The sequence below is a fragment of the Streptomyces sp. sk2.1 genome (assembly GCF_008120935.1).
Classification (GTDB): domain Bacteria; phylum Actinomycetota; class Actinomycetes; order Streptomycetales; family Streptomycetaceae; genus Streptomyces.
On record NZ_RDBO01000077.1, the window covers coordinates 63,336 to 74,003 of the forward strand.

At 73.4% G+C, this 10,668-nt stretch carries 13 protein-coding genes and 1 pseudogene; 9 read left to right on the top strand and 5 right to left on the bottom strand.

The annotated features are described in order from the left end of the window. Positions 1 to 48: 48 nt before the first annotated feature. Positions 49 to 555: a GNAT family N-acetyltransferase gene (locus tag EAO76_RS27535; protein ID WP_148838645.1), complete on the bottom strand. Its 507-nt coding sequence runs from the start codon at positions 553 to 555 to the stop codon at positions 49 to 51. Further along, entirely contained in the window at positions 552 to 956 is a 405-nt protein-coding gene (locus EAO76_RS27540; protein WP_148838646.1) for a helix-turn-helix transcriptional regulator, read from the bottom strand. Before EAO76_RS27540 ends, EAO76_RS27535 begins: the two co-directional genes overlap by 4 nt. 333 nt (positions 957 to 1,289) lie before the next feature. Here EAO76_RS27540 and EAO76_RS27545 point away from each other — a divergent pair, with 333 nt between their 5' ends. The 4 genes from EAO76_RS27545 (at position 1,290) to EAO76_RS27560 (ending at position 5,071) form a co-directional block, all read left to right on the top strand. After that, a complete protein-coding gene (locus EAO76_RS27545; protein ID WP_148838647.1) occupies positions 1,290 to 2,699 on the top strand; it encodes an NAD(P)-binding domain-containing protein in 1,410 nt (469 codons plus the stop codon). 393 nt (positions 2,700 to 3,092) lie between these two features. Next, complete coding sequence (locus EAO76_RS27550; RefSeq protein WP_148838648.1) at positions 3,093 to 4,013, top strand: oxidoreductase; 921 nt, start codon at positions 3,093 to 3,095, stop codon at positions 4,011 to 4,013. 86 nt (positions 4,014 to 4,099) lie between these two features. Then, positions 4,100 to 4,507, top strand: coding sequence for a DUF4440 domain-containing protein (locus tag EAO76_RS27555; RefSeq protein WP_148838649.1), 408 nt, complete (start codon positions 4,100 to 4,102; stop codon positions 4,505 to 4,507). 12 nt (positions 4,508 to 4,519) lie between these two features. Then, the gene (locus EAO76_RS27560) at positions 4,520 to 5,071 is read left to right on the top strand and encodes a hypothetical protein (protein WP_148838650.1); all 552 of its coding nucleotides are present in this window, start codon (positions 4,520 to 4,522) and stop codon (positions 5,069 to 5,071) included. 58 nt (positions 5,072 to 5,129) lie between these two features. On the opposite strand, the gene EAO76_RS27565 is transcribed toward EAO76_RS27560, so the two are convergent. Further along, positions 5,130 to 6,476, bottom strand: a complete 1,347-nt coding sequence (locus EAO76_RS27565; protein ID WP_148838651.1) for a tetratricopeptide repeat protein — start codon at positions 6,474 to 6,476, stop codon at positions 5,130 to 5,132. A 115-nt stretch (positions 6,477 to 6,591) separates the two neighbouring features. On the opposite strand from EAO76_RS27565, the gene EAO76_RS46665 reads away from it, so the two are divergent. The 3 genes from EAO76_RS46665 (at position 6,592) to EAO76_RS27580 (ending at position 8,612) form a co-directional block, all read left to right on the top strand. Further along, on the top strand, positions 6,592 to 6,852 hold the full coding sequence (locus EAO76_RS46665; protein ID WP_148840339.1) for a hypothetical protein: 261 nt from the start codon (positions 6,592 to 6,594) through the stop codon (positions 6,850 to 6,852). Further along, positions 6,849 to 7,298 (top strand): hypothetical protein, encoded by a 450-nt coding sequence (locus EAO76_RS27575; protein ID WP_148838652.1) that lies wholly within the window; start codon positions 6,849 to 6,851, stop codon positions 7,296 to 7,298. Before EAO76_RS46665 ends, EAO76_RS27575 begins: the two co-directional genes overlap by 4 nt. Before the next feature lie 138 nt (positions 7,299 to 7,436). Then, complete coding sequence (locus tag EAO76_RS27580) at positions 7,437 to 8,612, top strand: methyltransferase domain-containing protein (protein WP_148838653.1); 1,176 nt, start codon at positions 7,437 to 7,439, stop codon at positions 8,610 to 8,612. 86 nt (positions 8,613 to 8,698) lie between these two features. Here EAO76_RS27580 and EAO76_RS27585 read toward each other — a convergent pair whose 3' ends face one another. Beyond that, positions 8,699 to 9,148 carry a VOC family protein gene (locus EAO76_RS27585; RefSeq protein WP_148838654.1) on the bottom strand — a complete coding sequence of 150 codons (450 nt, stop codon included), beginning with the start codon at positions 9,146 to 9,148 and terminating at the stop codon, positions 8,699 to 8,701. A gap of 22 nt (positions 9,149 to 9,170) precedes the next feature. Between EAO76_RS27585 and EAO76_RS27590 the strand changes: the two genes are divergently transcribed. Together EAO76_RS27590 and EAO76_RS27595 are read left to right on the top strand one after the other, a co-directional pair. Then, positions 9,171 to 9,785, top strand: coding sequence for a CGNR zinc finger domain-containing protein (locus EAO76_RS27590; RefSeq protein ID WP_262375792.1), 615 nt, complete (start codon positions 9,171 to 9,173; stop codon positions 9,783 to 9,785). Continuing rightward, positions 9,785 to 10,189 (top strand): SRPBCC domain-containing protein, encoded by a 405-nt coding sequence (locus tag EAO76_RS27595; RefSeq protein ID WP_148838656.1) that lies wholly within the window; start codon positions 9,785 to 9,787, stop codon positions 10,187 to 10,189. Before EAO76_RS27590 ends, EAO76_RS27595 begins: the two co-directional genes overlap by 1 nt. Positions 10,190 to 10,251: 62 nt before the next feature. Here EAO76_RS27595 and EAO76_RS44840 read toward each other — a convergent pair. Further along, positions 10,252 to 10,668: pseudogene (locus tag EAO76_RS44840) on the bottom strand (monooxygenase); the annotation flags it as partial.

Genomic DNA, 10,668 nt, shown 5'->3' on the forward strand with positions numbered 1-10,668 from the left:
CGCCCGGCCCGTGACGCCGCCCGCGCGACCGCCGGGCGGGACTGACGGTCAGGTGACGGCGGGGCTGCGGCGCTCGACGAGGACCACGTCGCGCCAGACGTCGCGGTGGCGTCCGATCCGCTCGCGCGTGCCGATGACCCGGAAGCCGGCGCGCCGATGAACGGCGAGGCTGGCGGTGTTCTCGGGGAAGATCCCCGACTGGACGGTCCAGATCCCGGCCCGTTCGGTGGAGTCGACCAGGGCCCCGAGCAGGGCGGAGGCGACGCCCCGGCCGCGGGCGGCGGGGTGGACGTAGACGGAGTGCTCGACCACACCCGCGTACGCGCACCGGTCCGAGACCCGGCTCGCGGCCACCCAGCCGAGCACCGCCCCCGCCTCGTCGAGGGCGGCGAAGCGGTGTCCGGGCAGCTTCGCGGCGTCGAACTCCTCCCAGGTCGGCGGGCCGGTCTCGAAGGTGGCGTCGCCCTCGTCGATGCCCGCCCGGTAGATGGCCAGCACCTGCTCGGCGTGCTCCGCCGTCAGCGGCACGACCACCGCGCCCGATGCTCCGCTCAACGCTTCTCCCCCTTCCCCGACGACCGTCGGACCGCGGTCGGCGGAGCCAGCAGCTTGCCCATCGCGGCGAGCACCGAGGGCTCGACGCGGTAGTACACCCAGGTGCCGCGCCGCTCGGAGGTGAGCAGCCCGGCCTCCTTCAGCTTCTTCAGGTGGTGGGAGACGGTCGGCTGGGAGACGCCGACGTCGGAGATGTCGCACACGCATGCCTCGCCGCCCTCGTGCGAGGCCACGGCGGAGAACAGCCGCAGCCGGACCGGGTCGCCCAGTGCCTTGAACATCCGCGCGGCCGTCCCGGCTTCTTCCGCGGTCATCGGGCGTTCGGCCAGCGGCGGGCAGCACGGCGTCACGCTCCGGCCGTCGGCGGGTTCGAGCAGCGGCAGCACCTTCGCATTCGACATGCATCTATGTTGACACATGTCGAACCAGCGGGAGGGGGGTACGTCATCGGCGCGCGAGACGGGCGGCCGGGTGCCGGGCGTCGGGCGACACGGTCTGCGCACCGGCCCGCGCCGCGTGGCGGGTTCGGTGAGGGGCCGCGCCGCCGCTCGGGCCCGACGGGCGCGAGCCCGGCGCCCCGGTGGCGTCGAGAGCGCCGGCGATGGCGGTGCCGCAGACGCGCCCATCGGCGAACACCTGATTTCGATGAATGTCTATGTTGACGCTCATCGATGCAGATGCCATTCTGGGTCGCGCAAGTCATCGACAGATGTCGAAACAAGCGAGGAGTCGCCGTGAACGCGCCCACTGCCACCGAGCTGCCCGTCGTCGTGATCGGGGCCGGACCCGTCGGCCTGGCCGCCGCCGCCCATCTGCTCGACCAGGGTGTCGAGCCCCTGGTCCTGGAGGCGGGCCGGGCGGCCGGCGCCGCGGTGCGCGAGTGGTCGCACGTGCGCCTGTTCTCCACCTGGGGCGAGGTCGTCGACCCCGCCGCCGAGAAGCTCCTGGCCCCCACCGGCTGGACGCGCCCCGACCCGGCCGCCTACCCCTCCGGCGGCGACTGGGCCGACCTCTACCTGCAGCCGCTCGCCGACGTCCTCGGCGACCGCGTCCGCACCGGCGTCACCGTCACCGGTGTCTCCCGGACCGGCCGGGACCGGATCGTGGACGCCGACCGTGAGCGGCAGCCGTTCGTCGTGCACCTCACCCACGCCGACGGCCGTGAGGAGCGCCTCTTCGCCCGCGCGGTCGTCGACGCCTCCGGCACCTGGGCCACGCCGGGCCCGGCGGGCGGCAGCGGACTGCCCGCGCTCGGCGAGAAGGTCGCCGCGCACCGGATCGCCTACCGCGTCCCGGACCTGAAGGACCCGGCCGTGCGCGCCCGGTACGCGGGCGGGCGCACCGCCGTCATCGGCTCCGGCGCCTCCGCCTTCACCGCTCTCGCCCTTCTCGCCGACCTCGCCGAGTCCGACGACGGCGCGGGAACGAAGGGCGTGTGGATCCTGCGCCGGGGCATCTCCGGCTCCACCTTCGGCGGCGGCGAAGCCGACCAGCTCCCCGCCCGCGGAGCCCTGGGCCTGGCGGCGAAGGCCGCCGTCGACGCCGGTCACGCGGACGCGGTCACCGGCTTCCGCACCGAGGCGATCGAGCCCGACGCCGACGGCCGCCTCGTTCTGGTCGGCGAGGACGGGCGCCGCCTGGACCCGGTCGACGAGGTGATCGTGCTGACCGGCTTCCGCCCCGACCTGTCCTTCCTCGGCGAGCTGCGCCTGGGCCTCGACGAACGCCTCCAGGCCCCCGTCGCCCTGGCTCCGCTGATCGACCCCAACCAGCACTCCTGCGGCACCGTCTACCCGCACGGCCACCGCGAACTCTCCCACCCCGAGCCCGGGGTGTACCTGGTCGGCATGAAGTCCTACGGCCGCGCCCCGACCTTCCTCGCCATGACCGGCTACGAGCAGGTCCGCTCCGTCGCCGCCGCCATCGCCGGCGACATCGAGTCCGCCGACCGCGTGGAACTCACCCTGCCCGAGACCGGAGTCTGCGGCGGCGCCGGTCTCTTCGACGCCCCCGACCCCCAGCAGGCCGACGGCGGCTGCTGTGCGCCCGCGCCGCAGCTCGTCCAGCTCGCCGCCCCCGCAGCCCCCGCCGCGGCCGGGGCGGCTGCCGAGCAGGACCCGGCGGGCGGCTGCTGCGGCTCGTGACCGACCTGGGCACACCCGCGCGGGGCCGCGACCGGGGCCGGAGGGTGCTGCCGGCAACCGGGCCACCGGATTCGTGACCCGTACGCCCCGCTCCGGTGAAGCGAGGGGGGGCCGGGCGTACGGGGCACGCGCCCGCGGCCAAAAGCCCTGCCGCGCCCCCGGCTTCGGCCGGGGGTGCGGCCCGGGGGAGAGGGTCGAACACCTGTTAGAATGCCGACCAGTAGATGAGCCTTCTCGGCGCGGATTCCGATCCGCCGGGGAGGCTTTTTTCATGCCCGGGCCCTGCCCCGGCACCGGTGGGGGCCTGTCGCGAGACACCTGCCGAGCGGCCCGAACCCGCTGCACCCACCCGCCGGTTCCTCGTTTCCCGACCCGCAAGAGAAGAGCCATGCCATGAGCACACGGACAAACACCCCAGCAGACCCCGGGACTTGGCGACTCGGCGACCTGACGGTCAACCGCGTCGGATTCGGCGCGATGCGCCTGACCGGTACCGAGCCCTTCGACGGCGGTGTGCCGCGCGACCGCGAGCAGTCGATCGCCGTGCTCCGGCGGGCGGTCGAACTCGGCGTGAACCACATCGACACCGCCGCGTTCTACTTCTCCGCGACGCGCTCCGCCAACGAACTGATCAACCGGGCGCTGGCGCCGTACCCGGACGACCTGGTCATCACCACCAAGGTCTGGCCGGCCCGCGACCCCTCGGGCGCGTGGTGGTGGGCCGACCCGGAGCAGTTGCGCGGCCAGGTCGAGGAGAACCTCCGCCAGCTCGGCCGCGACCACCTGGACGTGGTGAACCTGCGCGTGCCGCCGAGCCGGCGGAACGGATCGATCGGCGAGCACTTCGGGGCGCTGGCCGAGTTGCGCGAGGCCGGGCTGATCCGCCACCTCGGCATATCCAACGTCACGTCCGCGCAACTGACCGAGGCCCGGGCCATCGCCCCGGTCGTCTGCGTGCAGAACCCGTACGGGATCGGCGCGGCGAGCGAGGACCGGGCGCTCCTGCGGCGCTGCGGCGAACTCGGCATCGCCTTCGTCCCGTTCTTCGCGATCGCCGGTTCCGGCCGCGAGGCGGGCCCGGCCCCCGACACCGACGAGGAGGTACGCTCCGTCGCCCGCGCGCACGATGCGACCCCCGCACAGATCCGGCTGGCCTGGACCCTGCACCAGGGCCCGCACGTCCTGGCGATCCCGGGCACCGGCGATCCGGACCACCTCTCCCAGAACGTGGCGGCCGGCGCGCTGCGGCTCTCGGAGGAGGAGATGGCACGCCTCGACCGGGCGGCCGACTCCGCGAGCCCCGCAGGGGGTTGATCGGGATGCCGGCCGACCGGCCCGTCGCGGCCTCTGCCCCGTAACCCGGTTGCGGCGGACCCGGTCACCCGGGCGAGGATGCCCACATGAGCCGAGAAACGGATGAGGTAAGCGAAGCGATCGAGGGCGAGCTGCGCCTCATGGACCCCGACGTGCGCATGTCGCGCGCGCTCGCCCGACAGCTGCTGGACCCGGACTTCGTGGAGGTCGGTGCTTCGGGGCGGCGGTGGACGTACGACGAGATGATCGCCGCGCTGCCCGAGATGGACGGTACGACGGAAAGCGGGCTGCGCTACGAGCCCTCGGAGTTCACCGGTGTCCTGCTGGCCCCCGGGCTGGTGCACCTCACCTACGAGACCACGCTGGACGGGGACCGGGCGCGGCGCAGTTCGCTCTGGCGCAAGCAGGGTGCGGCCGGGACGTGGCAGATGTACTACCACCAGGCCACCCCCATCCCGCCCGCCGCCGCGTCATCGACGGACATGACCGCCTGAGGTACGGGCGCCATGCGACTTGTCGAGTTGGAGATCGCCCGGCACGACTGGGGCGGCATGCTGTGCGGATGCGGCGGCTCGGCGCAGCACCTGGCCCGGGACCTGCTGCGGCTCGCAGACGGGGACCCCGGGCAGGAACCGGGCCACTTCGGCCTCGAAGAGCACGTCTGGTCCGCGGCGGTCCTCTGGGAACCGGCCCCCGCGGTGGCGTCCGTCGCCCTGGCCGCCCTCGCGGACGATGTCCCGCCGGCGGCCCGGGAGCGGTACCTCGACCTCCTGCAGTGCCTGGTGGCGGGCGAGGGCACGGACGGGGAATCCGCCCGGCGGGGCCTCGACCTTCCGGAACTGTGCCGGGGCCTCGCCCGGCAGGGCCTCTGGCTGCTCTACGGAGAGGTGATGTCGAACCGGTTCCCCGGGACCGTCGGCGCCGCGTTCGAGATCCTCACGGTGGTGGAGCCCGACAGGGCGCGCCTGCAACGCGTCCGGGAGGTCGCGGCCGACTGGCTGCCCGTGTGCTGCCGAACCGGCCTGTGCGACGAGGACCTGCCCGTTCTCGACCGCTGACGTCGTTCGAGCAGCGGCCGAACTGCCGCCCGCTGTCTGCCGTTTGCCGGGGGGCTTGTCATGCCGGGACGAGTTCGGGGCGAACGGTCGCCCGCGCACGTTCGTACAGCTGCTGGGCTTCGTGGTTCCGGATGTGGGGGCGGATGAGGTTGAACATGTCCGTCATCCGCTTGTCGATGCGCCCGGAGTCGACCAGCGGGTAGTCGTCCAGCGCGAGCCCCCAGGTCCGGCACGCGGCTTCGAGATGCCCCACGGCGAGCTGCCGCTCGGCGAGGATCGCCCGTTCCTTGACGCGGGTGCGCCGGTAGACGCCGTGCCGAAGCCGGTCCGACTCCTGCATGGCGGCAACGGCGCCGTGCGCATCGCCCATTTCGAACCGCACCTGGCTGGTGTGGTAGTTGAGCGACGCGGGGTCGTACGAGCCGAACGTCTTCCCGCGGGACTCCGCCTTGTCCATGGCGGTCTCGGCCTCCTGCAAATGCATGAGCGCGGAACGACGGTCACCGATCTGTGCGGCCGCGTGCGCCTGCTGGCCGACGAGAAAGGCACGCATGCGCGGTCCGGCCTGGGGAGCGGAGGCCGCAGCGGCATCCGCGAGCCGCATGGCGATCGGCCCCTGCCCCAGATCCACCGCCTGCACGCTCATGCCCCGGAGCGTGGTGCAGTACGTCAGGTGGTCCTCCGACGCTCCGGCGAGCTCCAGCGCCTTCAGGTAGTAACGCTGGGCGAGCCCGTGCAGGCCCTCGTCGACCGCCATGTACCCGGTGAGGTAGCAGAGGTCGGAGGCGGCGGACATCATGGCTCTGCGCACGGACTCGGGGCCGTCGGTCCTGAGGAACGGAGCAACGGTGTTCACCAGGAAGGCCGCAGCGAGGGGACGGGCGGTCCGGCCCCCGAACTGATCGTCCATCGACGAGAGCTGTTCCGTCATGGCCGACACCGTGTGCACGTCGGACATGCCGATGCGGGTCCGGGTGCCTTCTTGCACGGCCTCCATGCGCCCCACCACGTCCGGCCAGTCGGGGACGGTCAGCGCGACGGAGAACAGGGCGACACCGAGCACGCTGCGACGGGAAGGATCCATGTCCAGCCTCCCGAGGCCAATGATCCCATCAACCGCGTCGGAGGAGGTTGCCTTCGTCTCGTTCTCGGGAGCTGGGAAGCCGACTTCTGTATACGTGACAGGCCGCCCGAGCCTCCGGGCGAGCGCTTCCAGAATCAGCGGACGGGCATCTGCGCGCGGCAGGCTTCCGCTCAACCATTGGTGAACGGAAGGCGCACGGTACTGCTTCGGGGTGCCGCGCTCGGTTCCGATCCGGTTGATTGCTTGCGCGCACTGCCGGAGGGTCCATCCGGTCTCGCGAAACAGCCGTTCCAGTCCTGTGTTCGGCTCGCTGGTGCTCAAGGTCGTTCAACTCCCCCCGCACGACTGCGTTAAGTGCTTAACGCTCTTAATCCTTGCGCGCTTCCCAACAGTACCGCTGGGTGTGATCAGGCGGTTGCCTAGAGCGAGCAGCCGGATTTTGCGGTGGAAAGGATGTAGACGAGTGAGCACAGGCCCGGTACCCCCCGCTGTGGGTGCGCTGTTAGTAGACACCGGTCACCGGAACCGGGTGGGCGAGTTCCGGGGGGTGTCCGGTCCGTACTGGTCGTTGCGGCCGGTCTGCGGTGGTACGGAGTGGGAGGCGGAGCCGGCGAGGGTGCGGGCTCCGGAGCCCATGGAGCGGCTGCGGGCCGAGACCGCCCGGTGCAATGCCCGTAGCGCGGGGCGGATTCTGTGAACGAGCCCCGGCAGCCCGGCGGTTACCTGTGCGAGGCCGTCGCCGAAGGGCCCGTGTACGGCACCGGGCAGACGGCGCGGTACGTCCTCGGAACCTTCCGGACCATCTCGCCCGTGCTCGCCCTGCGCTGGCTCGGTGGGCAGGCGTTGTGGATCGTGGACCGGCTCGACCCCGACCCCGCCCGCTCCGCCTGGGTGCGGCCCGCCATGCGCCTCCCGGATGCCCCCGGACCCGATCACTCCGCCGAGCTGCGCGCCTGGTACCGGGACCGCAACGGGCAGCGCGCCGCGCACGCGCACCTCAAGGGCGGCCACCCGCTCCTCGTCGTCGTCCCCGACGTCGACTGCACGTACAGCCTCTCCGTGCACCCCGAACGAACCGCCCGACCCGCAACCGCCTCGCCGAGCACGACCGACTGGACGACAACCGGAAGGAATTGGGCATGACCGACTGCATTCTTCAGAACAATGGCGGCGACGGGGGCGATGGGCTGCCGGGTGAGCCGTGGCCCGGACCGCCTCTTCCGCCGACTCCGGACGGAGGCCCCGGCGTCCCCAACCCGCCCAAGAAGTGAGGGGGCACCCATGACTGCCGACGCGTGTCGGGGCCGTTCGGGTTGGACCGGACTGGGGCGCGCCCTCATGTCGGGCGGGGCCCTTCTCCCGGAGTGGGCGCCTTCCTTCGAGGCCGTGCCCCGGTCGGCGTTCCTCCCCGAGCTGATGTGGCCCTTCGACATGGACGCGGGGGCGAGTGTCGCCGTGTCCCGCGCGGACGATCCGGAGATCTGGCACCGGTACGCGGACACGGACGTGCCCGTGGTCACCCAGTGGGACGACGGGCGGCACACCGGGCGTGAACCCGGGCAGGTGTCCACGTCGTCGGCATCCATGCCGAGCGTGGTGTTCCGGATGCTCCGGGACCTGGACGTGCGCCCCGGGCACCGGGTGCTGGAGATCGGCACCGGGACCGGGTGGAACGCCGCCCTGCTGGCCCACCGGGCCGGTGCGGAGAACGTCGTCACGGTGGAAGTGGACGGGGCGGTCGCCGGGCGGGCGCGGGCCGCGCTGGACCGGTTCGGGGCCGCGGTGCGGGTGGTCCACGGGGACGGGTACGAAGGCCACCCCGAGGGCGCCCCGTACGACCGGGTCGTCGTCACCGCCGGGACGCGCCGCATCCCCTTCGCCTGGGTGGAGCAGACCCGGCCGGGCGGGCTGATCGTCGTTCCCTGGGGGACGCACTACGGCAACGGCGACTGCGTGGCCCGGCTCGTCGTCGCCCCGGACGGGAGGAGCGCGTCCGGGTCCTTCACCGGACCGGTCGAGTTCATGAAGCTCCGGGCCCAGCGGCTCTCCCCGGTCGTCCACGGCGACTACGTGACGGGCGGTCCGGAGGACCGGGACACGTCGTCCACCCGGCTCACGGAGGACGCGTTCCTGGGGGAGCGGTTCGGTTCCCGGCGATTCGCGGTCGGTCTCCGGGTGCCCCACTGCCACCACGTGGTCGCGGAGAAGCGGGACGGGGCGCGGCCCGTCTGGTTCTACGGACTCACCGACCGCTCCTGGGCGTGCGTGATGTTCCGCGACGGCGGCACCGCCCGCGTCTGGCAGTCGGGTCCCCGCCGGCTCTGGGACGAGGCCGAGGCCGCCCATGACTGGTGGGAGGGCGAGGGGAGGCCCGGGCACGAGCGGTTCGGGCTCACCGTGACGGCAAAAGGGCAGACCGTCTGGCTGGACACCCCGGACCGGGCCTGGCCCGTCTGAGAACCGCCGACGGGCCCGCCCCGTTCGTCGGCGTCCCGCCCGGACCGCCTCCGGTCGGCCGGACGCGGTTCGGGCGCAGGGCGGGGCTACTGCACGCAGAACTCGTTGCCCTCCGGGTCGGTGAGCGTCGTCCAGGTGCCGCCCTGCTCCGCGACCTCGCGGACCACCGTCGCGCCCAGGGCCACCAGGCGCTCGACCTCGGCCTCGCGCCGTCCCGGCTCGGCGTGCACGTCCAGGTGGAGGCGGTTCTTCGTCGTCTTGGCCTCCGGGACGCGCTGGAACAGGAGGCGCCGGCCGAGGCCCGCCCCGCTGTCCTCGTCGTACGGGTCGTCGGGGTGCCGGACCCCCGCGAGGTCGCGCCAGGCGCGGCGGCCGTTCGTCATCAGTGTGACGTCCTCGGGGACCGCGCCGAAGCCGAGCAGACGCTCGATCAGGACGCTGTGGTCCTCCACGAGGTGGCCGAGGGCCTCGCCCCAGAAGGCGGCCTGGGCGTGCGGGTCGGTCGAGTCGATGACGACTTTCCAGTGCAGGGTCATGGAAACCGTTTATAGTGGTTACATGAGTGAGTCGTCAACGGACGCTCCGGGGCTGGTACTTCACACGCCGGAGGGCCGTCCCTACCGCTTCGATCCCGGGGCCCTGTGCCTGGAGCTGCTGCCCACCGGGGGGCACTCGCGGTACACCGCGTACGAGGTGCTGCACACCCCCGACGACCTGGTGCGCTGGGCGGGCGAGAGCCGGCTGCAGGGCGGGCCGGCCCTGTCGGTGAGCGAGGAGGAGCTGGCGCGGGCGCACGAGTTGCGGGCCGCGCTGTGGAGCCTGGCCGCCGACCGGGCGCACGGACGCGCTCTCGCCCGGTCCGATCTCGACGTGGTGAACGCCGTGGCGGCCGGGCCGCCGCTCGTCCCCCGCATCGACCCCGCGACCGGCGCCCCGGCCTGGGCCCCGGGCGCCACCGGGGCCGCCCTGCTGTCGACGGTCGCCCGGGACGCGGTGGAGCTCTTCACCGGCCCGTACGCCGACCGCGTCCGCGAATGCGGCTCCGACAGCTGCAAGTTGCTCTTCGTCGACACCTCGCGGCCGGGCAGGCGGCGCTGGTGCGCGATGGAGCGCTGCGGAAACCTCCACAAGGTACGGGCGCACCGCGCCCGGCACACTCCGAAGGAGCCATGATGCCCACCGGACTGACGAAGGACGCGGGCTGGGAGATCGGCGTCTCGCGGACCCTGCCCCTGCCCCCGGCGGCCGTCTGGGACTTCCTCACGGGCCGGGAGGGCGTACGGCTCTGGCTCGGGCCGGTCGAAGGGGCGRGCGGGCTGCCCACGGAGAAGGGCGAGCCGTACCGCACGGCCGACGGGGTGGCCGGTGAGCTGCGCGGCCACCGCCCCGGCAGCCGGATCAGGCTCACCCACGGCTCCACGACCGTCCAGGTCACCGTCTCGCCCGCGCCCGGCGCCGGTGGCACGAAGTCGGTCCTGCGCTTCCACCAGGAGCACCTGGCGGACGCGGCGGAACGCGAGGAGCGCCGCGCGCACTGGCGGCGGGTGATGGACGAGATCGCCGGGGCGCTCCGCTGACCGGAGGCGGGGGCCGGGAGCCCGTTCGGTGGGGCGCCTTTTGAGCGCCCCACCGAACGGGGTCACGCCGCGCCGGCCGTCCCCACCAGTCGTTCCAGGTAGTCCACGACCGCCCCGCTCCCCGTCGCCGGGGCGAGCAGCCCCACGTGGTTGTCGGGGCGGACCAGGACGAGGGCGCCGGTGTCCGGCCCGATCCCGTACGCGGTACGGGCGTGGCCCGCGTCGTCGGTCAGGTCGCGCGGGGCCCCCGCGTCCACCCCGTACGCCCGCACCGTGTCGCCGTACTCCGCCGCCACCCTCCGCAGCGCGTCCGCCGTGTCCGGGCCGAAGCCCAGCAGTGTGAAGTGCGGCCCGGCGAACGCCTCGAACAGGCGGACCGGCTCGCCCGTCGCCGTGTCGCGGCAGGGGGCGTCGGGGGCGCGGTCACCGGCCCGCAGGTCGACGGCGGGGTCGGCTGCGGGGCCGGCGGCGACGGTACC